This is a genomic window from Botrimarina hoheduenensis (assembly GCF_007859815.1).
Lineage (GTDB): Bacteria > Planctomycetota > Planctomycetia > Pirellulales > Lacipirellulaceae > Botrimarina > Botrimarina hoheduenensis.
In genome coordinates this window covers 413051-434395 of the sequence record NZ_SJPH01000003.1, presented here as the reverse complement: position 1 = coordinate 434395, position 21345 = coordinate 413051, and the positions used below count along the sequence as shown (strand labels likewise).

The following is a 21345-nucleotide window of genomic DNA, read 5'->3' as shown; positions in this document are numbered from 1 at the left end:
CCCGCACCGCGAGACACCTCAGATGCCCTTCGATTATTCCGCCGCCCAGTTGATTGCTTATCTGGACGAAGCCGCTCCCGCCGGTCAGATGAGCGAGATCGAGGTGGCGCTGCGCGAGGACTCGGCCTTGCGCGAACGCCTCGCTGAGATCGTCTCAGGACGCGACGCGGGCTTGCACTCGCTGGGAGAGATATGGCGAAATCAGCGGCTGACGTGTCCCACGCGCGAGCAACTTGGCAGCCATCTGTTGGGTGTGCTGCCAGACGGACCCGACGGCGGGCTAGCGGGGTACGTCAAGTTTCACCTCGACCAGGTTGAATGCCGTTGGTGCCTCGCCAACCTTGAAGACCTGCAACAGAAGCACAGCCAGACCGAGGGGAAGAACGCGGCCGATGGCCCAGCCGCGGCCGAAACCCGTCGCGGCCGCTATTTTCAGTCGAGCGTGGGCCGGCTCTCGGGCAGGTAGGCGGCGCTAACGGGTCCGCGAGGGGGCGGCGGCGGTTTTGGGTTCCGCGAACGTGTCCAGCAGGGCGGTCAATTTCTCGGCCGGCAGATAGCCCTGAGCCGCACCCAAACCCCGGCCTGCAGGCGAGAGCACCACCGTGGTGGGGAAGGCGCGTATCTGTAGCGTTTTTACCGCCTCGGGGTCTGTCGAGGCGTTGATCCGGAGCGGCGTGAATCCTCCCCGGATACGGCCCGCCACTCCCGCGTCGGCCCAGGTATCGTGCTCCATCTTGCGACAGTAGCGGCAGCCTTCGGAGGTCACGTAGACGACCAGGGGCTTGCCCGTTACGGCGGCGGAATCCAGGGCTTGTTGGACGTCGTTGAGCCAAACGATCGGCTCGGCTTGCTTCTCTTTCTCGCCCCAGCCAAACGGCCAAGCGGCTTCGGCACCGAGGGCAACGCACAGCAGGGCGACCGCTAGCAGCGCGCGAACGGGCAGAGACATGGCGTTACTCCGGGGGACCGATGGGGCGGCTACCGACGCCTGGGGCGTCTAGCTACGAACATCGGCTAAGCCGCCATGGCCGCTGAGTGACCCGGATCACAATACCGCTTGTAGCGCTGTCGCTGCGGAGACCCCCCCGACAAGGCACCCATCCGAGGGGGGCGCACAAGGCAGCCCCGCGCGTCGCCCGTGGAGGTGTTATTCGCTCCCGCAAGCATTCGCTTGGGGCTAGGGGTTAGCCAGGACCGCTTTTTGCTCGAGATAGCTCTTTATATCTGGCTGGTACTCGTTGCTGTCCAGCAGCACCATGCCGACAAACAGCACGAGAAAGATCACCGAGCCGGCGAGCACCACGCTGTTGAAGAGCTTATCGTGCTGGAGGTGCATGAAGATGACCGCCACGAGCAGTGCCTTGATGGTCGCGATCACGAGCGTGATCGGGATGTCGAGCCAGCGAAGGTCCTGTGGGGCATCGACAAACGGCACCTGCACGCCGTTCAGATGAACGTACTGTGATACCGCAACGGTCAACACCGTCAACGCCACCAGCGCCAAGAACGTGGTGACCAGCAGCTGCGGGCTAGAGACGTGATGCTCGTGGTGGGCGTGAGCGGACATAGCAGCGTACGGTTGAGCGAGGAAGAAAGTTTGAACGAGCTGGGCAACTCTGACCAAGCCACGACACCGGCTTAGTGGATCAGGTACATCAGCGGGAACAGGTAGATCCACACCAAGTCAACAAGGTGCCAGTACAACCCGACGTACTCAACCGGCCCGTAATAGTCGGAAGAGAAATGGTTGGCGGCGGTCCGCGCGACGATCCAGGTGATGGCGATCATGCCCGCGATAATGTGCACCGCGTGCACGCCGGTCATGATGAAATAGATACTGAAGAAGTTGGCGGGACCAAAGTTGGGGTCGGGCGGCGTAGCAACGGCGGGCTCAGCAGCGGCGGCGTCGGTTGCAGCAGGCTCAGTGGCAGCAGACTCTACCGCGGCGGGTTCCGTGGCAGAAGTCTCGGCATGGCTCTCGGCCGCATGGGGGTCGGTGCCGTGGTCGTCGTGCGCGGCATGGTGAGCGCCGCCGTGGGCCGCGTCCATGAGGGCCAGCTGCCGAGCATCGGGCATGACGCACTTCGCAACGACGATTCCCAGGCCGATGAACAGGATCGATAGCCCGATCGACCCCACGGTCCAGCCCGAGACCACGCGGTCGGCTGAAGTCATCCAGACCCCGACCAGGCTAACGAGCAAGCCAACCCCGAGCGTGGTTGCGATGATCGCCGGCATCCGTTCGTGCCAAGCTCCGTGGGCGGGCGTCCCGTGGCCGTGAGCCGACTCGTCATAGGTATAGAAGCCCGCGACGTTGATTCCTTCGTCCCATTTGTGCGTGTACTCCACCGTTTTGACGCCCATAAAGAGCGCAGCGCAGGCAAGCGTGAAGACGTGGGTGAACAGGATCGTTTGGCGATCATTACGCATCGCTGCCCGGACACCCCAGGCAATCGCGAGGCTGCTCGCCAGCAGGACGATCGTGTTGAGCGTTCCCAACCACACGTTGAGGTGCGTGTGCGCGTTAACGAACACCTCGGGATGGTGGTATCGGTAGACCGTATAAGCGGCGAACAGGCCCGAGAAGAACAGCACCTCCTGCGCCAGAAACAGCCAGATGCCGAGCTTACCGGCCTCGAACTGCTGGTCCATGCTGTCGAAGTGATGCGCATGGAAGGGGTGATGTTCGTGGTGATCGTGCCCGTGATCTCCGCCGTCATGGTGCGGTTGAGTTTCAGGAGCTTCTAGTGTCGCGGCGTCGGCCATCTTGCTTCGGGGGTAGCGACTTGGTCGGGGGGTATAGCGCCACGTGGATAGCGGCGTGCCGGGTCTTTGTTTCGGCGCGGTGGCCTATTAGACGGTCGTGGGTTCGGCCGGCTGCTTGGCGGGTTTGGCCCCGCGGGACAAGTCGGGGATCACCTCGACGTAGCCCCCTTCGTCCGGGTCAAACACAAAATCATCGTAGACGTAAGGTTCGCCCACCCAGGGCTGCTCGATGAAGTTGTGGTGGGTCGGCGGGCTGCAGCACTTCCATTCGAGGGTTGCGGCACCCCACGGATTGGCGGGAGCCTTGCGACCGTTGAACAGCGACGCGATCAGCACGCCGGCCGCCAGAAACAGGCCGAGGCCGAGCACGACAAACCCGCTCGTCGAGAGCTGGTGGAAAAACTGAAACTCGTCTTTGTAGCCGGCGTAGCGGCGGGGCATGCCCTGGGTGCCCAGGATGAACTGCGGGAAGAACGTCAGGTTGAACCCGACAAACACCAGCAGGCACGCCACACGAGCCCACAGCTCGTTGTACATGACCCCGAACGCCTTCGGCCACCAGTAGTGAACGCCCGCCAAGAAGGCGATCAGCGTTCCGCCCATCATCACATAGTGGAAGTGAGCAACCACGAAGTAAGTGTCGTGCAGGTGAACGTCCACCGCGAGCGCGCCCAAGAACAGCCCCGTCAGGCCGCCAATGGTGAACAGGAACAGGAACGACAGCGCGTAGCACATGGGCGTAGCGAGGCGGATCGAGCCCTTGTACATGGTCGTGAGCCAGTTGAAGACCTTGATGCCCGACGGGATCGAGACGCTGAACGTCAGCGCGCTGAAGATCACCGCCGCGAGCTTGCTCTCGGTGCTGGTGAACATGTGGTGGCCCCACACCAAGAAGCCCAGCAGCGCGATCGCCACCGAGCTGTAGGCGATAAAGCTGTACCCAAAGATATGCTTGCGGCAGAACACGGGGATCACCTCAGAGATGATCGCCATGGCCGGCAGGATCATGATGTAGACCGCCGGGTGCGAGTAGAACCAGAAGAAGTGCTGGTACAGCACCGGGTCACCGCCACGAGCCGGATCAAAGATGCCGATGCCCATCGTGCGTTCGCACAGCAGCAGCACCAACGTGATGGCCAGCACGGGGGTCGCGAGCACCTGGATGATCGCGGTCGAGTAGATGCCCCACAGGAACAGCGGCATCTTGAACCAAGTCATCCCCTTAGGACGCATCGTGTTGACGGTCACCACGAAATTGAGCCCGGTAAAGATCGAGCTGAAGCCCAGGATGAACACGCCCATTGTGGCGAGGATGACGTTCGTTGAAGTGGTCGTGCTGTAGGGCGTGTAGAACGTCCAGCCGGTGTCGAGCCCCGTCGTGAGCAGCGTGGCAACGAAGAACATCGCACCACCGCACCACAGATGGAAGCTCGCCAGGTTCATCCGCGGGAACGCCACGTCTTTGGCCCCCAGCATCATCGGCAGGAAGATGTTGCCTAGCGCCGCCGGGATGCTCGGGATGATGAACAGGAAGGTCATGATGGCCCCGTGCAGCGTGAACGCCTGGTTGTAGGCGTCCTGAGCCTGCTGTTCCGTCTGTCCCAACAGGTTGGGCGTGCCGTCCCACAGCTCGAACCGTACGAGACCGGCCTGCAGACCTCCCAGCAGGAAGGCAAACATGATGCCGCACAAGTACATCACACCGATCCGCTTGTGATCGAGCGTAAAGACCCACGACATCACTCCCTGCCAGAAGCCCGTGCCGGGCGGATTCGTCAGGTAGCTCGGCCCAACGGGCGGGGTCACCTTGCGGCTGGGGTCAGCGGCGATCGCTTCGAGAAGCGAGTGTTCGCGTGATTGAGAGATCATGGCGTGAGGCTGCAGGCGGAAAGGCTACAGGCGAATGATGGGGGTGACTCTTGGTGGGGTCGTGTACGAGTTGAGCGCGGGCGGCGACGCCGCTCTACGCCTTGGGGTCGGTGTCAGCCGGCGCGTCGGTCGCTGCGGGGTCCGGTACCGGAGCGGTCGAGGCGTCGCTCGTGGCTTCGCCTTGGGTCTCTTGGCCCGGCACGCCTCCTGCCTCGGTCCAGGTGGCGGGCAGGGTCCCGGCGTTCTCGGGATTGAGGCTCTTGTGGAACCAGATCAGAGCGGCGATCTCGTTGTCTTTGAGTTGCCCCTGGTAGCTGGGCATCACACCTTTGTAGCCGTCGCGAATCTTGGCCATCGGGTTGAGGATCGATTCGCGCAAGTAGTTTTCGTCGATCTTGATCTCACCCGCTGAGGTGAGCTGCTGCGTGCCGTAGGTTCCCTTGAACGAGGGGCCCGTGCCGCTCGTGCCATCCACGGAGTGACACTGCGAGCAGCCCCGCTTTTTGTAGAGGCTCTCACCGCGGGCGGCCGGAGATTCGTCCTCGGGCCACACCATGGCTTTCTCCAGCCACGGGCCGAAGGTCCCCGACGGGTGGACGATCACCTTGGCCATCATCGACGAGTGGCCCTGGCCGCAGTACTCCGTGCAGAAGAGGTCGAAGCCCCCTTCGTCGGTCCAGTTGACATCGTCCCCGTCGTCCTCGGGAGCGAGCTTTGAGGCCTCAAACCACAGCGTGCTGTAGCGACCGGGCACGCAATCCATCTTAACGCGGAACGCCGGGATGTAGAGCGAGTGCAGCACATCGTCCGAACTCATCACGAGCTTGACCGGCGTATCGATCGGCACGTGCAGGTCCGCGTCGATGTGGCCGTTGGGATAAACGAACGACCAATTCCATTTCTTCGCGATCACCTGAATCTCGTAAGCGTTCTCCGGCGGGTTGCGCAGGTCGAGATAGCCGATAAACCCGGCACCGAAGATCCACAGGACAATAAAGCCCGGGAAGATGGACCAGGCCGCTTCGAGCGTGTTGTTGTGGTGCGGTGTGTGCTCGGCATTGTGGCCCGGACGAGCGTAGTACCGCGCGACAAACGCCACCATCGCGCCGATAATCAGCACGAAGAACGCCACGCAGATCCAGAGGATCGCGTAGAACAGCCAGTCCACCTGGGCCGCTTGCTTATCGGCACCCGAGTCGCGGAACCAACTGAATTCGAACAGCCGGCTCGCGAGGGGCAGCAGAGGTGACGTTTCAAACATCGAACCGTGCATCGGGTGCGCGGGGGTAACGAGGATGGGTGTGCGGTAAGGTCGGTTGGTTGCCGCGGGGCGATCAGCTGATCGTCAGCGGCTCTTCGATCTCGGTATCTTCTTCGGCTTGGTCGTACTGAGCGTCGTACTGAGCCTCGTTGTGAGCAATCGCAGGGGAGACGGGAGCGTTCGTGGGCGCTGAGCTTGCTGGCGACGTCTCCGTAGCGGGCGGGGTCGAAGCCCCGTTGCTAGCGTTGCGAGTCAACCAGTACGGCAGCAGCCCGGCCGCCATCAGAAAGATCGTCACCCCGGCACCCGCGCTCATGATCTTCTTGGCAACCGGTCCGTAGCGGCCTTTCGTTTCGTCGTAGTGAAAGCAGAATAGGATGATCTGATCCAGCGGCGAACCAATCTTGCCTTCGCCCGCCTCGACCAGACTCAGCCGAATCGTTTGTGGATCGTACATCACACCGTACAGATAACGAGATAGCACTCCCGAGGGGGTAACGACCATCGTTGCCGCCGAGTGCGAGTACTCGCCGGTTGCGGGGACGTATTTGTAGCGAAAGCCGATCGCGTCGGCCAAAGCGGTGATACTCTTCTGCGGGCCTGTCAGGAACCGAAAGCCGGCGGAAGCGCCCGGGCGATTGTAGTCGCGGAGGTACTTTTGTTGGGTCAGCTTGGCGCGGACCGGCGACTCCAGCGGATCGACGCTCACGCTGACCACGTCAAACTCTTTGCCGGCGATCCACTCCAGCTTCCCCAGAGCGCTCACCAAGCCGTTGAGCTGCAGGCCGCACAGCATGGGGCAGTCGCTGTAGTTGAGCGAGAGCAGCACGGGCCGCTCGCCGTCGAAGATCTCGGCCAGCGAGATCGCCTTACCGTTTTCATCGCGGAAGCGCAGGTCGAGAGGGATTTTATCTCCCGACTTGTCGTCGATGCCCACGCCCTGCATCTCGGGTGGCAGATCGGTCACCAGCTGCGCCTGCGCCACGCCACCACGGCCTGCTAGCAGCAGCGGCAAAATGGCTAAAGCGGCGATCCGCAAAGCTGCCGCGCGCCTGTTCCGGCTGCTGTGAGGACACTCTCCCTCACGGCTCGGCACAGACCGACTTGGTGCAACGATGGATCGGACAAAGCTCAACATGAAACGGGTTGCAGCAGGAGCCGAGGTTTCCCCGCCAGAGGGGAACAGAGCGGCTGTGAGGTGTTTCAGCTCCTGCGTAAAACGTTGCGACGCGACTATTGAGCGCGCAGATCACGCAGGACCAGTTTTTTGGCTTCTTCGATCGGGATACGGTAGGGCTTACCTTCTGAGGCGGGTTTACCGTAACCAGCCAGCAAACCACGCTGTTCGGTCACGACCGCTTCCGAGTCGGTGTACTTGGGAGCAATCAGGCGTTCCGCCTCGAACTTACGTTCGACTTGGTAAAACAGGGCCGCCGCTGCCAGCATGACGCTCACCACCGCGACAACCGAAACGAAGGTCCACATGACAATCGCGGGGGTGTCGAGGCCTTCGGCTTCGATGCCGGGCTCAGCGACGCGAGCGTTGGTGGTGGCGTGGGTTTCGCTCATCTTGATGCGGGCTGCTTGGGGCTCTGAATAGGAACCGTAATCGCGGTGTCGTTTGTCACCGTGGTCGCCAACGCGTGCGACGCAACTCTTTGTTTAATCAGTGGTTGTGATAACTCAGGGCAATCGGCAGACGCGGGTCTTGCACGGGCAACAACCACTTGCCAGCGGCACCACGCATCCAGGCTCCGATGAAGATCCCCAGCATGCCGACCGTCGCGATCGCCTCCAGCCAGGGGACGGGCAGTGCCGAAGCTCCCCGAACCTGCGGCTGGATGATGTAGACCAGATCGACCCAGTGCATGACCATCATCCACGCGGCCCAGAAGCCGATCAGCGGCTTGGTGCGCCGCACCCACCGCGACATCGTCCCCAGGAACGGCACGAGCAGGTGACCGAACACCAGCAGCAGCCCCCACGCGATCCACGGGCCCTGCTGACGCACATCGTACCAGAGGGTTTCTTCGGGGATCGCCGCGTACCAGATCAGCATGTACTGACTGAACGCGATGTAGCCCCAGAAGAAGATGAACGCGAACATCAGCTTCGCCAGATCGTGGAAGTGCTCGGTCGTAATCGACTGGTTGAGCACCCCTTTGCTCTGCAGGTAGTTGGCAAGCAGGATCAGCATCGCCAGAAAGCTCAAGAACGAACCGGCGAAGAAGTACACGCCGAACATCGTGCTGAACCAGTGAGGCTCGAGCGACATCATCCAGTCGAACGCCGCAAAATTCATCGTCAGCGCCAGCAAAATCATCATCGGTCCGCTGATCGTCTGCATCCAACGGGCCTGCTTCATCGGCTCGCGGTCGTCTTGCTTAACTGAAGCGCTCAGCAGGATGCGCGCCATGCCGATCCACGCGACGAAGTACACGACCGTGCGGATCGCGAACCACGTGGGCTCCAAATAGTATTGCTTGCTCGCCAGGATCGGGTCGGCCTCGACCATCGGACGATCGATCCACGGGTACAGCACGTCCGATCCCGAGAAGTTCAGCGCTAAGATCGGCAGGAACAGCACGGCCGAAGTCGTGAGCGTGCCGGCAGTAATCTCCGCGAGGCGTCGCACGGTGGTGCCCCACCGGCCGCCGGTGAGGTGGTGGGCGATCACAAAGAACAGCCCTCCGACGCCCAATGTGGTGATGTACATCACGCCCAGCAGGTAGGCATGCCAGAAGCGGCTTTGGTCGCCTGTGGCGTAACCAATTCCCGCCGCTAAGCCGACCAGCAGCAACCCGCCGGCCATCGACGGTACCGCCGCGCCCGACAGCCCTGCAGAGGCCTGACGGATCTCGGTGATGTCTGCGTTTACGAGGCTCGCCATCAGATAATCGTCGGTAAAGGATTCAGTTGAGGTTGCTGAGCTCGATCAGCTTGTCTTTCGGAAGATCATCGGCCGTGGCCAATTGCGAGCGTTGGATCGCTCGTAGGTAGAGCACGATCGCCCAGCGGTCTTCCACCGCGATGTGCTCTTTGTAGCCCGGCATCTTGCGAACACCGTTGCTGATCGTGTTGAAGAGCTTGCCCACCGGCTGCTCAACGACCGACTCGGCGTGAACGCTTGTCGGCTGCGTCCAGGTGCCCTGTTCGAGTTCCAGCGCACGCTTGGTCACCAGCCCCATGCCGCCGCCGTCTAGCCCGTGGCACACGGCGCAGTGGATGTTGAACCGCTGCTGGCCGCGCTCCATCAGCTCTTTGGTGACTTTTACCGGAAACTCGGTGACCCAGTTCTCTTCTTTCGGTTGATCGGCAGCGGGTGGTGTGGCCGAATCGGCCCCGTCGGCGTCAGGCCCGTCGGCGACGGGCTGCACCGAATAGCTGGCGAGCATCGCTTCGATGCGGCGCGGACCGCCCACAAAGCCGTCTTCTGGCTCGTAGCCAAAGTACAGCTTGGCGTCATCCTTCAATCCGCCCCGCGCGACCGTGCCCGGCACCGCCACGCGCATCCCGCGGCCGTCTTTGAACAGGGCAAAGGTGGTTTGCGGCTTGACCTTGGGCTGGTTTTCCATGTCTTTGAAGAACGAGATCCGCGGCACGGTGCTGGTCGTGCCCGAAGTCGCCCACAGGTACATCGGCGGCAGCAAAGCGAGCGTCGCCACCGCGGCACCCACCAGATACAAGAAGCCCGGCACGGCATGGCCGGTCACGGGCTCGTCGATGCCCTCGATGCCCGAGCCGCCGAGCGAAGACAAAAAGGCTTCGGTCTCGGCCTCGGCGAACTTGGGATCGCTCGCCTCGACAAACAGGAAGAAGCCATCGTCCGTCGCGGCCGCGAAACGCTCGCTGCGGAACAGCGGATTGGACAGTTTCGGCAAGCCGTTCAGCAGGATCATCCCAAAGAATGCCCCAAAAGCGCTCAGCAGAATAATGACCTCAAAGGTCACGGGGATGAACGCCGGGATGCTGAAGCTCGGCTTGCCCGAGATCAAGAAGTCGTAGCCCGACAGCCCCCACGGCGCGCCAGGGAACTCCATGCCGTTCATGTAGCACTGCATCAGCAGCGCGATACACATGCCCGATAGCCCCAGCATCAGCACCACGTACGGCAGGATGGTGCGGGGGTTCTTCAGGGCCTCGTCGATGCCGAGCACGGGGAACGGCGAGAACGCCTCGACCCGTTGGTAGCCGGCGTCGGTCGCTTTTTCAGCGGCCGCGACGAGCTCCTCGGGCCCGGCGAACTGCGCAAGCAGACCGAGTCGCTTGCCCTGCGGGGCGTCGTGGGAGGGATGTGTCTTTGACATAGCGATCGGCTGTCAGCGTTTCAGCGGTCAGCTACGGGAGGGGATAGTGGTTTTTAAGAGCGTGGTTGATTGGTTGTCGCGTCTCAGTGGGCTTTCTTGGCCTTGCCGTCGACGTACGCCATCACGTGCTTCACTTCGCTCATCGCGACGATCGGCAAGAAGCGGCAGAACAGCAAGAACAGCGTGAAGAACAGCCCAAAGCTGCCCACCAGCATGCCCAGGTCAATCCAGGTTGGTACAAAACTCTGCCAGCTTCCCGGCAGGAAGGCTCGTTCGAGCGACAGGATGATCACGAACCGCTCGAACCACATGCCGATGTTCACAAAGATCGAGATGATGAACACCAGCAACATGTTACGGCGGATCGCCCCGAACCAGAACAGCTGCGGCGAGATCACGTTGCACGAGATCATCGTCCAGTACGCCCAAGCCTGCGGGCCGAACGCCCGGTTCATGAACGCGAATTGCTCGTAGGGGTTACCGCCGTACCAGGCGATGAAGAACTCGGTCAGATACGCGAAGCCGACCATCGTGCCCGTGGCGGTGATCACCTTGCACATCAGCTCGATGTGGCGTGTCGTGACGATGTCTTTCAGGCCGAACCACTGCCGGGCAGGCACCATCAGCGTGAGCACCATGCCGAAACCGCTGAAGATCGCTCCGGCGACGAAGTACGGCGGGAAGATCGTCGTGTGCCAGCCGGGCAACTGGCTCACCGCGAAGTCGAAGCTCACGATCGTGTGAACCGACAGCACCAGCGGCGTGGCCAGCGCGGCGAGCAGCGTATAGGCCTTCTCATAAATCAACCATTGCGACGAAGAACCGGTCCACCCGAGCGACAGCAGGCCGTAGGCAAAGCGCCGGATCGGATGCACGGCGCGGTCGCGCAGCGTCGCCAGGTCGGGGATCATCCCCATGTACCAGAACAGCACCGACACCGTGGCGTAGGTGCTCACCGCGAATACGTCCCACAGCAGAGGGCTGCGGAACTGGCTCCACATGTTCAGCCGCGTGTCGGGGTAGGGGAACAACCAGTACGCAAACCACACCCGACCGACGTGGATCCCCGGGAACGTTCCCGCGCACACCACCGCAAAGATCGTCATCGCTTCGGCAAAGCGGTTGATGCTGGTTCGCCAGTGCTGACGGAACAGGAACAGAATCGCCGAGATCAGCGTGCCCGCGTGGCCGATACCGACCCAGAACACGAAGTTCACGATCGGGAAACCCCACGCGACGGCGTTCTGGTTACCCCAGACACCCACGCCCGTGATGATCAGGTAGCCGATCATCGCGCCGAACATTCCCGCGACACTCGCGGCGATCACGAAGCTCACGAACCACGCCAACGGCGGGCGCGGGTTCTCGGAGATTCGGCAGACCTTTTCGGTGACCGACTTGTAGTCGTTGTCCCCCTCGACCCACGGGGGATCGATCCAGGGCTCGGGGACGCTCCCCAGCTTGCCTGAGACGCCGGCGGTGATATCAGCGGTTGCCATAGTTCAACTTGCGAGTTGCTGCGAACGGGCGCAGAGCGTCGTGGTTTGGTCACGCTCCGCCGAACGGCTGCGGAGCGACTCGTGGTCGGTGGGTGTCAGGAATTACGCTTCGCTGTGGGCCGCAGTATCGTGGGCCCCTTCGTGGTCGTCATGTGCGTCGTGGTCGTGACCGTGGCCGGTGATCGTCTCTTCCCACGCGAGTCGCTCGTGCGGATTGCGGATCTTCGCGAGGAACAGGTTGCGCGGCTTGGTCATCAGCTCGGTCAAGATGCCGTACGCCCGCGGGTCGGCGTGCGACTTGCTGACGCGGCTGCTCTGGTCCATGAGATCGCCGAACTCGATCGCCTTGGCGGGGCACGCCTGTTGGCAGGCCGTTTGAACTTCACCGTCGCGGATTGCGCGGCCTTCGTTCTTGGCGGTGATCCGCGTGGTCGAGATCCGCTGCTGGCAGAAGGTGCACTTCTCCATGACGCCCCGGCTGCGGACGGTCACTTCGGGATTGATCACCAGATGCTGCAACAGGTTGTTGGCATCGTTCAGCTTCTTCGTGTAGCGGAAGTAGTTGAAACGCCGCACCTTGTAGGGGCAGTTGTTCGCACAGTACCGCGTGCCGATGCAGCGGTTGTAAACCATGTTGTTGAGACCCTCGTTGTCGTGCACCGTCGCGGCGACGGGGCAAACCTGCTCGCAAGGGGCGGTTTCGCACTGCTGGCAGGCAATCGGCTGCTGCGCGATCTGCGGGTTGTCGAAGTTGACAGGATCCGAGGCGCTGGCGGGATTAGCCACTCCCTTGAAGTACCGATCGATGCGAATCCAGTGCATCTCGCGGCCCTTGGACACTTGGTCCTTACCCACAACCGGCACGTTGTTCTCGGCCTGGCAGGCGACCATGCACGCGTTGCAGCCGATGCACTTGTTGAGGTCGATCGACATGCCCCAGGCGTGGCCGCCGTCGTAGCTCCGTAGCTGCCACAACGGTTCGGTCGGGCGGTGCCCCCCCTCGGCCGAGTTGTCGTGTACCTGAATGTCGTGGCTCATGTGCTGGGCGAAGTCTTCGTGGCCAACGTAGTTGACCAGCTGACGCTCGCGGATCAGCTCGCCGGTCCGACGCCCGATCGCTTCCAGACCCAGCTGGTCGATCGCGTGGTGATCCTGGGTCGTGGCTAGCAGGTACTCCTTGCCGGTTCCCTTGATCTTGGCAGCGGTGACAAAGCCGGTCGCTGCCGTGGCTCGTAGCGGGTACGCATCGACTCCCACCGGGTCGGCCGGGGCCGGGATCCACAGCGCCGCCAGATCGTTTGCGTAGAGGCCTGCGGCGGCCTCGCCGTCTTCCATCAGCAGTCCGCCCACGCGGCCCGCTGCGGTGCGGCCGTAGCCCAGGGCGATGGCGATCGAGTCAGGTGCCTGTCCGGGCATGACGTACACGGGTGCCGTGATGGTCACCTCGCCGGCGGTGAGCTCAGCCAGCTCGCCTTGCTTGAGACCCAGCTTATCGGCGGTCGAGGGGGCCACCAGAGCGGCGTTGTCCCAGGTGAGCTTGGTGAGGAAGTCGGGCGTCTCTTGCAGCCAGCCGCTGTTGGCAAACCGACCGTCGTAAGTCGAGCTGCTGGGCGTGAAGACAATCTCGAGCCCCTCGGCCGGTGCGGCCGGCGCGGCGAAGTCGGCACCCACGAGGGTGGGCTCGGCGGGCTTGAGCCCGGATTGGCTGAAGGCGTTCACGTTGCCGGTCGGCAGACCGTCGTGCAGCAAGCGTTCCCAGCCGGCTTCGTCGAGGTTGTCTGCCCGTAGGGTTAGGGCATCAAGCACCAGCTGGCGCGGGTTGGGTTCGGCGTCGCCGGCCAGCAGTGCAAGCAGCTCAAGCTTTGAGCGACCGCCCAGCAGCGGATCGATCAGCGGCTGCGTAACGCCAACCGTGCCGTCCCAGCCGATCACATCGCCCCACTGCTCGAAGGGGTGCGTCTCGGGCAGGCTCCACTGGCAGAGCTTCGCGGTTTCGTCGTCGTAAGTTCCCAGCCGGAACGTGTGCGGAATCTCTTTGAGCGCTTCGGCGAACGGGGCCGGCGCGTCGTAAGCCGGGTTGCCATCGAGCACAAACAGGGTGTCGATCTTGCCGGTTGCCGCTGCCGCGGTCAGCTCCGCGATCGTTCCGAACGGCGTCTTCGGCGACGGCTCTTCGGTCAGCAGCACGGTCTTGCCGAGGGCACCCAGGGTGCTGTTGATTTCGTGCGCGAGCGCGTGAACTTCGGCCGGCTGACCCGGCCCCACGGCCACCAGAGCTGCCCCCTGGTTGTGAACCAGGTCGTCAGCAAGCACCTCGATGAATTGATCCGGCGTGTAACTGACACCGTACTTCTCGTCTGAGTGGGCGTGGTCGGCGTTGGCGGCGAGCTCCTTTACCTTGTCCCGCAACTGGCCCAGCAGGGCACCGATGGCCGAGGACTTGACCGGCAGGCGGTGATCCGCCGCGGCACCGGTGGTGGTGAAGCAGCTCTCGATGGCGTAGAGACGGCTCATGCCCTCACCCGGCTCGCGGCCGGCCGCGTAATCACGCGCTGAGCGCATCGTCTCGGGGCCCGCGCCGAGCAGGTCCGCGTCGAACGTGGCAATCACCTTGGCGTCGGCCAACCGATAATGGGTCCGCAGCGGCTTGCCAAACGCGATCTCGGCACCACGCAGCTCATTCTCTCGCGACAGCGGCGTGTAGCTGTAGAACTTTGCCTCGGGATACTTCTCCACCAGGCGATCTACCGCATCGAACAGCGCGTAGGAATCAAGCGGAGGCATGAGCAGCGCGAGTCCCGCGCCGGTGCTCAGCGTGGCGAGCCGTTCGTTGGCGGACTTTTCGAAATCCGCCCAATCCTTCGTGAACTCCTTGCCGCCGTCGCGCAGCGTGATGCGGCCCGAACGGTCCGGATCGTACAGTGCCAGCGTTGCCGCCAACGTAAACGTATCGGAGGCTCCGCCCGAGGCGGGGTGCTCGGGGTTGCCCTCGACCTTAATCGGCCGACCGTCGTACTTGGTTACCAGCAGGTGCTTCGGACCCCCCGCCCACGAGATGTTCGTGGCGTAGTAGTCCGGCTTGCCGGGGATATACCCCTCAGGGCGTTCGGCGAACGGCGCGAATTGCTCGGTTTCCCAGCGGCAACCGGCCGCGCCCGCCAGCGCGAACGACGCACTCATCAGCTGGATCCACCGACGGCGCGAGATCCCCTCCGGGAACTCCGAGGCGGCGGTGGGGAATTCCCGGGCAAGGAACTCCTGGAACTGCTCGGTGTTCTCGATCTGATCGAGGCTCCGCCAGTAAGGACTGACAGAAGTACCGGCCGGCGTTTGCGTGGCTTGCGACATCGGCGACTGAACTGGAGGTAAGACGCGGCGGCGTGTGGGGGGTGGTGCGGCTCGCCTAACCGTAATGCGGCAGGCAACCCGAGGTAGCGTTGTGACGGGCGACGATCAGCGGTGGACGATCAGCGGTGGCAGGTCGAGCAGTTCGTGTTCGGGTGAACGCCGAGCTCCTCGGCCACCTTCATCCCGACCTCCTGAGCGTTGCTTTGCTCGTCGATCTCGGGATCCCAAGCCATGTTCGTGATCTCATCGAGCGGGCGTAGCCGCGCTGTCGGATTGCGGTGACAGTCCAGACACCAGCTCATCGAGAGCGGCTTGTCTTGATGGACGACTTCCATGCGGTCGATCCGGCCGTGGCACTCCACGCACCCAACACCGCGGTTCACGTGGACCGAGTGGTTGAAGTAGACATAGTCCGCCAAGTCATGGATCCGCTCCCACTTGATGGGCGTCCCGTTGGCAAGGCTCTCGCGAACCGGCTCAAGCTTGAGGCTCGTGGCGTGAACCACGGTCTTGGCGAGCGTGCCGTCGGGGTTGATCGAGGCGTTGTGGCAGTTGCCGCACGTGTTGGTCGCCGGCACCGCAGCGTGGGCCGCCTTGTCCACCGTGTTGTGGCAGTACCGGCAGTCCATCTTCAGCTCGCCCGCGTGCAGCTTGTGGCTGAACGGAACCGGCTGGGTTGGCTGATAGCCGGTGTACATCACCTCGGGCAAGGTTCCGTAGAACAGCACCGCACCGGCGTAGGCACCGCCGGCCAGCAGGCCACCGAGGGCCATGAGGGTGAACTTGTTGACCCAGGGGGGAAAGACGAATCGATCCACGTCGTAAAGTCCGGCGAGTTCGAGCGTTGCGCGCTTGGAGGCGAAATCAGCGACGGCACCAGCGCACCGTCTCCGCAAGGCCCGCAAGATAGCCGCGCCCGCCCGGAGTTCCCAGCGGGCTATACGGTCACACCCAAATGGGGGGGTCCTCGCAGCGCGGCCGAGCTTGGCTCGGGAGACCAACAAAAAAGGCGTCGAACACAGTCGACGCCTTCTCTGGGGGATTCTGTCGAGCGGCAGCGACCAGCTAACCAGCTCGTTTCAAATCGCTATCACGCGGGAGACTACCGCGCCCTGCAGCTACGGGATTCGAAGGGTTTCTCCGTCGGTCGGGTGATCTTCTTCCGCGGCTTCGAGCAGGTCCTCTATATCAAGATCACCCTGGACCAGGGGACCGAGCAACCTGCCGAAATGCGAGCCAAACTCTTCCGCGTTGAGATCGCCGGCGATATTCACAAACACCAATTCGCCCGGCTCGGCGACCAAGACCACGATGCCCGCGATTTCATCTTGTCCCCGCGGCAGCACCATGACATCGACGCTTTCATCATCGCCGTCTCGCACTCGGACGATGCTCTGCCAACCTGCTGACTGGAGTCGTGTCGCGTGGTCAATCGCTTGGCTGGAAGTGGCCAGGTTTTTGTCGAGCCCCTCGTAGACCATCACCCGGACCAGCTTCAGCTGATCAACCAGCGCTCCGAACTTGGCAGCCTTGCCGGTCGCCGCTGTGAGCAACCGTAGCACCGGGCCGCTCAGCTCGACCTTCGCCTTGGGTTCGGCCTGGGCCACTTCGCTCAGCCAGTCGGCGGTGACGACGCCCGGATGATTGACGTCCTCGGCCAACGCGACCGTGGCGGGGAGGGTGACAGCCGCGAAGAGTGCAGCTAGGCAACGTTTACGGGGAGACATGGGAGCTACCTGGGGGAAAGCAGGAGGGAATGAGCGCTTAAGAGTCTTTGCTTTGCTCGGGAGTCGATGAGGCGTCGATCAACACCCCCATGGCGGCACTCCATTTGCCGAGCTTGGTCTTACCGACCACGGAGAACGCACGCCCGAGAGGCTCCACCAAACCACGCCGGAGGGTTTCCTGGCCGACCGCCGTGTCGCTCTGCGCCAAGGTGGCGCTGAGTTTGGCGATCGCCTGGCGCGCTTCGGCAAGCTGTGCGGAGGAGGATGGCTCGGGCTGGTTCGGAGCCGTTAACTGCCAAGGGAAGAGAACCAGTGCGAGCGCCGCGGCAGCCGCCAGGCAGATCGCCGCATAACCCATGCGTGCAGCGATCGGCGCGCGGTCCGACCGATGATGGGTACGTACGGCCTCTATCACGCGGTCGGGGCAGGTAAGTTGCGGCAGAGCGTGCAGGTCGTTGCTGATCGCGAACAGGCGATCCACCAGCGCTACGCAGAGCGGGCAACTGGCGAGGTGGTTTTCCAGCGCTTCCAGCGCCGGGCCGGCGAGCTCGCCATCGATGAGCTGATCGATGGCGTCCATGTACGCGTCGCAATCGACAACGGATGTTTCATGTGGCGTCATCGGCGTACGCCTCCGGTAGAAATTTTCTTCGGTGTGTGGTGTTCAGGGGTCGGCGAGCAATGCGGGCTTGCTTCTAGCTGCTGGGCGAGTAGACGCCTTCCACGGTGCAGATAGACGCGCACGCTTGTGAGCGGCAGTTCGAGCGCATCCGCAATCTGGTCGTAGGTCATCCCTTGCACTTCGCGCAGGATCAGCAAGCTGCGGAACGGTTCTTTCAGCTCGGCCAGTTTGCGTTCCAACTGCTGGCGTGACTCGGCCGACACGGCGCGATCGCTCGGGCCGGGCGAGGACGAGGCCGCGGCTTGCAAGGTCGCCTCCGACGCTTCGTTGCCGAAGGTTTCGGGCGATCGCTTGCGCTTGCGGATCAGGTCGAGGCACACATTGGTCGTGGTCCGAACAAGCCAGCCTTCGACGCGGTCCGGCGCAACGCGGCTCGCGTTCCGCCAGTATCGCAGCAGCGTTTCTTGCGTGGCATCTTCCGCGTCTTGATGCGACCCCAGCGTGTAATAGGCCAGCGTAAAGACGCGGTGTCGCTGCTGGTCGATCTGGCGGTCAATCGCTTGCGAGCTTGCCATGGCGTTAACAAGGACGAACCATGGAACAAGAAGTTACAAGCAATCCGACGGATTACTCTTCGACGGAGACGGCAGGTTCTTGGTCGCTGGCGGTGCCATCGTTTGGCGGCTGCGTTTCGCTGACTTGCTCAAGCCGATAGCTGAGGTCGGGCGTCGAGAGCGTCACCCGGTAGGGGCCGGCCGTAGGCAGATAAGCCGAGACGTTGGCCGCCTGGGCCCCGGGGTCGGCGGTCCCCGTCAGCGGGAATCGCGCGTCCGATTGGTCATTCTCACCGGCGGCCAGCTGCCAGTTTTCCTCAGCAACGAACTTGAACTCAATCGGTCCCGGCTCGGTCGTCACGATCGTCGCGGTCCAGGTGTCGCCCTCGCGATCCATCGGTGTTGCGCTGAGCGACCAGTCGTTGAACGAGCCGGCCAGAGCGATCGTCGAGGCTTCCTCGATGGTGGACGCCTGTTGTTGAGGTTCACCGACACGCGCTCCGCACGCCAGGGCGAGCAGCCCTACGATGGCCACCGTCAGGCCGGCCGCGATTGCGTGCCGGCGTCGCAAGAACCCATCAAGCGAGAGCCGACCGGCACCCGCGAAGAAGAAGAACAGATAAACCCAGAAGTACTGCAGCGTGATGTGCTGGCTCGTGTAGATCGAAAGCAGCGGGATCTTGTGATGCCCAAACGATGCCACGCCGAGCGTGATGGCGAGCAACAGGGCTGCCGGCCGTGTCGCGAGGCCGAGCAACAGCAGCACGCCCCCCGCCACCTCCGACATGGCCGCCATCCACGCGAAGAACGTCGGCGCGGGGAAGCCAAGGTCGCGCACTTGGTCCGCGAACCAAGCGTCGAGCGGAAACTTGCTGATCCCCGCCGCCCAGCAGATCACAAAGCCAAAGTACAGTCGCAACAGCAGCGCACCGATCTCGGCAGCGGTCGGTAGATCGCAACCGCCCGTGAGCGACAGCGGACCACGCGTCGCAGAAGACGAATCGGTCGTGCCTTCGCGGAGCACAGAGGAGGCGGTTGGCATGGTCTTCTCAAGGGAAAAGTGGTGCGGGGGGCTGTAAGCCGATACCCGCAGGTTCGCCCCGCTTGAGAAGTCGGATGCGAACTAGCAAGCCGATCCCATGAGAAATTATCGCACGAGCAAGTCGGGAGGCTCGTCTTGCCGCGCTACCAACTTAGATCAGATCGACGCAGACGATCTCATCATCGCTGCGCAGATACAGCCGCCCGCCGACGATCGCCGGCGCACAGAGAAGATCCTCGCCTTCGTCCGGATCGACACCAAACAGGCGGAGTCGTGAGACGATGCGGAACTCGTCGGCGTCCGCATCAACCAGCAGCAGCTCGCCGCCACGACCGATAATCAGCAATCGGCCCGCCCCTTCGGTGGTGTGCCCGGCGATGACCCCGCCGGTCTCGGGCAGAGCACCGTCTTCTCCAACCCAGACTTCGGACAGATCGTTCGCGTTCAGGCAATAGAGCTGATTCCAAACGCAAAAGATCCGTCCGCCGAAGAAGGTGGGCGAGCTGGTGTCGGGGAGCAGCGCTTCAGCGGTGGCTAGGGGCGCGGTGACCAGCACGCCGTCTGCCGTGGCGTCGTAGAGCCGGGCCCCGTTGTTCTCGGTGACAACGAGCAGCCGGTCCGCCACGGCGGTCGGCGTGGGCACGTTGAAATCGCCAGCGACCGGCGGAGCGAGCGACCACAGCCGATCGCCCGTTGCCGGACACCATCCCCCCAGCGAGCGCCGATCGTAACCAACAAATTGTCGGACGCCTCCCAGCGTCATCACCACGGGCGAAGCAAAGGCGTGACCTTCCCCTTCAGCAAGCCAGCGCTCGCGGCCCGTGGTGGTGTCGAGGCCGAGCCACAGCGCGCGATCGGCAGCGGGGCACACGATCAGCGTGTCATCGACCAGCAACGGGCTGCAGCAGGCTCCCCACACGAGCTTGCCCCGGTCGCCATGCTGCTGACGCAGCGGCCTACGCCACACCCGCTTGCCGTCCTTCAGTTGAACGCATGAGGCATGGCCGAAGGCACCCAGCAGATAGGCGTTGCCCTCGTGAATCAGCGGTGTCGCGCGCGGCGCGTTGTCGTAATCGAGCCGGCCCATGGCCGGGTAGCGAGACTTCCATAACTCTTGCCCCGTTTGGGCGTCGTAGCAGCGCCACAGGTCGAGCTGGTTGGAGGGATCGCGGTCGCCGAGGACCACGCGGCCTTCGGCGACCGCGATCCCTCCCAGCCCGTTGCGGCTGAGTTTCTGACGCCAAACAAAGCGGGGCTGGGCGGGCAATCGATCCGGAAGCCAACTCACCACGCCGTCGCGCGTCGGGCCGCGGAAGCCGGGCCAGGACGCATTGTCGGCTGGCGAAGCGCGCGGAGCGCTTTGCTTCGAGGCCGCTTTGTTCTCGGGTGACACGATCGCCGGTGCGCTGCGGGCGTCCTCAGCCGCTGCGGGGGCTTCATACTTCTTTTGAAGCGTGTGGTAGTCGGCATCGATCGGTGTGAATCCGCGCAGTGTTTCTAGCGCGCGGAGCGTGTCGAGTTCGCCGACCGTGTCGAGCAGCGCCTCGGTCAGGGCCTGGGCCAGCGGCTCGTCGACTCGGTCGGTGACAAAGGCCGTGATGAACAGCACCGGTTCGGTTTCACCGACGACACGCAGATCCCCTTTCTCGATCGTGCCGCACCCTTCCAGCAGCGGAGCGGCGTAGCTCGAGATGACCGCGGCGGCGGGGGTCGCGTCGGGTAGCTTGGCGCGCTCGAGCAACTCGGTCGCTCCATCGCTACACGCCGCAGAGATCTTGATCTCCTGGGGGGTAACCCCCACGGACTTCAGCAGGGCGAGCGCTGCGCTGTGCTTCTCGTGGCACTCGGACGGTCCGAAGTAGAACCGATAGCCACTCAGGTCCGACACCGAGTGCGCCGCGTCGGAAGCGGCGACGACAATTAGTCCGGTCTGTAGCGACTGTCCTTTCTTGCCGGTCAGCTGCGCTATGGGCGTTGCGCCGCAGCCCTGTTGGGTGGCGTCGGCACGCACAACCGAGTCTTTGCCGATGACAAGATCCGCGGCGTCGGCACCGATATCTTCGAGGGCGTCATCCAGGGTCTCACCGAAGCCAATCCGTACCGGTCGGCCCAGCCGGCGGGCAAGCGAATCGGCCAACACCTGGTAGTCGCGCTGAGCGTATCCTTCGACACACGGACAAGACAGAGGAGCCGCGAGCGGGTCCATCACCGCTAGCACAAGCGGCGCTTCCGCCAGGGCTGAAGAACAAGCTGCTACACCCCACACCACTGCGGTGTGGATCAGTCTCATGAGGATCATCGCGGTACCGTGGGAAGAGGAGGCGGGAGGCAAGACTGCCCCGACGTTTGC

General features: G+C 63.2%; 18 protein-coding genes. 1 reads left to right on the top strand and 17 read right to left on the bottom strand.

Annotated elements, in window-relative coordinates; genetic code table 11:
• Nucleotides 1-22 precede the first annotated feature (22 nt).
• Nucleotides 23-466 carry a hypothetical protein gene (locus Pla111_RS09110; protein WP_146573524.1) on the top strand — a complete coding sequence of 148 codons (444 nt, stop codon included), beginning with the start codon at nt 23-25 and terminating at the stop codon, nt 464-466.
• Nucleotides 467-472: 6 nt separating this feature from the next.
• Here Pla111_RS09110 and Pla111_RS09105 read toward each other — a convergent pair whose 3' ends face one another.
• From Pla111_RS09105 to Pla111_RS09025, 17 genes are all read right to left on the bottom strand, one after another.
• Nucleotides 473-949 carry a thioredoxin family protein gene (locus tag Pla111_RS09105; protein WP_146573523.1) on the bottom strand — a complete coding sequence of 159 codons (477 nt, stop codon included), beginning with the start codon at nt 947-949 and terminating at the stop codon, nt 473-475.
• Nucleotides 950-1177: 228 nt separating this feature from the next.
• Nucleotides 1178-1567: a cytochrome C oxidase subunit IV family protein gene (locus Pla111_RS09100; protein ID WP_146573521.1), complete on the bottom strand. Its 390-nt coding sequence runs from the start codon at nt 1565-1567 to the stop codon at nt 1178-1180.
• 71 nt (nt 1568-1638) lie between these two features.
• On the bottom strand, nt 1639-2766 hold the full coding sequence (locus Pla111_RS09095) for a cytochrome c oxidase subunit 3 (protein ID WP_146573519.1): 1128 nt from the start codon (nt 2764-2766) through the stop codon (nt 1639-1641).
• An 87-nt stretch (nt 2767-2853) separates the two neighbouring features.
• Entirely contained in the window at nt 2854-4635 is a 1782-nt protein-coding gene (locus Pla111_RS09090; RefSeq protein ID WP_146573517.1) for a cytochrome c oxidase subunit I, read from the bottom strand.
• 94 nt (nt 4636-4729) lie between these two features.
• Nucleotides 4730-5908, bottom strand: coding sequence for a cytochrome c oxidase subunit II (locus Pla111_RS09085; protein ID WP_197524886.1), 1179 nt, complete (start codon nt 5906-5908; stop codon nt 4730-4732).
• A gap of 61 nt (nt 5909-5969) precedes the next feature.
• The gene (locus Pla111_RS09080; protein ID WP_146573515.1) at nt 5970-6935 is read right to left on the bottom strand and encodes an SCO family protein; all 966 of its coding nucleotides are present in this window, start codon (nt 6933-6935) and stop codon (nt 5970-5972) included.
• Between the two features lie 194 nt (nt 6936-7129).
• Nucleotides 7130-7465 carry a hypothetical protein gene (locus Pla111_RS09075; RefSeq protein ID WP_146573514.1) on the bottom strand — a complete coding sequence of 112 codons (336 nt, stop codon included), beginning with the start codon at nt 7463-7465 and terminating at the stop codon, nt 7130-7132.
• A gap of 97 nt (nt 7466-7562) precedes the next feature.
• A complete protein-coding gene (locus tag Pla111_RS09070; RefSeq protein ID WP_146573512.1) occupies nt 7563-8786 on the bottom strand; it encodes a quinol:cytochrome C oxidoreductase in 1224 nt (407 codons plus the stop codon).
• A 22-nt stretch (nt 8787-8808) separates the two neighbouring features.
• Nucleotides 8809-10203: a quinol:electron acceptor oxidoreductase subunit ActD gene (locus Pla111_RS09065; RefSeq protein ID WP_146573510.1), complete on the bottom strand. Its 1395-nt coding sequence runs from the start codon at nt 10201-10203 to the stop codon at nt 8809-8811.
• Between the two features lie 83 nt (nt 10204-10286).
• Nucleotides 10287-11702, bottom strand: a complete 1416-nt coding sequence (gene nrfD, locus Pla111_RS09060; protein ID WP_146573508.1) for an NrfD/PsrC family molybdoenzyme membrane anchor subunit — start codon at nt 11700-11702, stop codon at nt 10287-10289.
• A gap of 102 nt (nt 11703-11804) precedes the next feature.
• Nucleotides 11805-15050 carry a TAT-variant-translocated molybdopterin oxidoreductase gene (locus Pla111_RS09055; RefSeq protein ID WP_146573506.1) on the bottom strand — a complete coding sequence of 1082 codons (3246 nt, stop codon included), beginning with the start codon at nt 15048-15050 and terminating at the stop codon, nt 11805-11807.
• Between the two features lie 119 nt (nt 15051-15169).
• Nucleotides 15170-15946, bottom strand: coding sequence for a cytochrome c3 family protein (locus Pla111_RS09050; protein WP_231930873.1), 777 nt, complete (start codon nt 15944-15946; stop codon nt 15170-15172).
• A 222-nt stretch (nt 15947-16168) separates the two neighbouring features.
• Nucleotides 16169-16777 (bottom strand): DUF4252 domain-containing protein, encoded by a 609-nt coding sequence (locus Pla111_RS09045; protein ID WP_146573504.1) that lies wholly within the window; start codon nt 16775-16777, stop codon nt 16169-16171.
• A 37-nt stretch (nt 16778-16814) separates the two neighbouring features.
• Nucleotides 16815-17399 (bottom strand): anti-sigma factor family protein, encoded by a 585-nt coding sequence (locus Pla111_RS09040; RefSeq protein ID WP_146573502.1) that lies wholly within the window; start codon nt 17397-17399, stop codon nt 16815-16817.
• A complete protein-coding gene (locus tag Pla111_RS09035) occupies nt 17396-17974 on the bottom strand; it encodes an RNA polymerase sigma factor (RefSeq protein WP_146573501.1) in 579 nt (192 codons plus the stop codon). The genes Pla111_RS09040 and Pla111_RS09035 overlap by 4 nt, the downstream gene beginning before the upstream one ends.
• 52 nt (nt 17975-18026) lie before the next feature.
• Nucleotides 18027-18995 carry a DoxX family membrane protein gene (locus Pla111_RS09030; RefSeq protein ID WP_146573499.1) on the bottom strand — a complete coding sequence of 323 codons (969 nt, stop codon included), beginning with the start codon at nt 18993-18995 and terminating at the stop codon, nt 18027-18029.
• A gap of 151 nt (nt 18996-19146) precedes the next feature.
• Entirely contained in the window at nt 19147-21294 is a 2148-nt protein-coding gene (locus Pla111_RS09025; RefSeq protein ID WP_146573497.1) for an outer membrane protein assembly factor BamB family protein, read from the bottom strand.
• Nucleotides 21295-21345 lie beyond the last annotated feature (51 nt).

Excerpts from the sequence above, each read along its gene's own strand:
- Pla111_RS09110 (WP_146573524.1), top strand. The coding sequence starts at position 23 with ATGCCCTTCGATTATTCCGCCGCCCAGTTGATTGCTTATCTGGACGAA.
- Pla111_RS09105 (WP_146573523.1), bottom strand. The coding sequence starts at position 949 with ATGTCTCTGCCCGTTCGCGCGCTGCTAGCGGTCGCCCTGCTGTGCGTT.
- Pla111_RS09100 (WP_146573521.1), bottom strand. The coding sequence starts at position 1,567 with ATGTCCGCTCACGCCCACCACGAGCATCACGTCTCTAGCCCGCAGCTG.
- Pla111_RS09095 (WP_146573519.1), bottom strand. The coding sequence starts at position 2,766 with ATGGCCGACGCCGCGACACTAGAAGCTCCTGAAACTCAACCGCACCAT.
- Pla111_RS09090 (WP_146573517.1), bottom strand. The coding sequence starts at position 4,635 with ATGATCTCTCAATCACGCGAACACTCGCTTCTCGAAGCGATCGCCGCT.
- Pla111_RS09085 (WP_197524886.1), bottom strand. The coding sequence starts at position 5,908 with ATGCACGGTTCGATGTTTGAAACGTCACCTCTGCTGCCCCTCGCGAGC.
- Pla111_RS09075 (WP_146573514.1), bottom strand. The coding sequence starts at position 7,465 with ATGAGCGAAACCCACGCCACCACCAACGCTCGCGTCGCTGAGCCCGGC.
- Pla111_RS09070 (WP_146573512.1), bottom strand. The coding sequence starts at position 8,786 with ATGGCGAGCCTCGTAAACGCAGACATCACCGAGATCCGTCAGGCCTCT.
- Pla111_RS09065 (WP_146573510.1), bottom strand. The coding sequence starts at position 10,203 with ATGTCAAAGACACATCCCTCCCACGACGCCCCGCAGGGCAAGCGACTC.
- nrfD (WP_146573508.1), bottom strand. The coding sequence starts at position 11,702 with ATGGCAACCGCTGATATCACCGCCGGCGTCTCAGGCAAGCTGGGGAGC.
- Pla111_RS09055 (WP_146573506.1), bottom strand. The coding sequence starts at position 15,050 with ATGTCGCAAGCCACGCAAACGCCGGCCGGTACTTCTGTCAGTCCTTAC.
- Pla111_RS09045 (WP_146573504.1), bottom strand. The coding sequence starts at position 16,777 with ATGTCTCCCCGTAAACGTTGCCTAGCTGCACTCTTCGCGGCTGTCACC.
- Pla111_RS09040 (WP_146573502.1), bottom strand. The coding sequence starts at position 17,399 with ATGACGCCACATGAAACATCCGTTGTCGATTGCGACGCGTACATGGAC.
- Pla111_RS09035 (WP_146573501.1), bottom strand. The coding sequence starts at position 17,974 with ATGGCAAGCTCGCAAGCGATTGACCGCCAGATCGACCAGCAGCGACAC.
- Pla111_RS09030 (WP_146573499.1), bottom strand. The coding sequence starts at position 18,995 with ATGCCAACCGCCTCCTCTGTGCTCCGCGAAGGCACGACCGATTCGTCT.
- Pla111_RS09025 (WP_146573497.1), bottom strand. The coding sequence starts at position 21,294 with ATGATCCTCATGAGACTGATCCACACCGCAGTGGTGTGGGGTGTAGCA.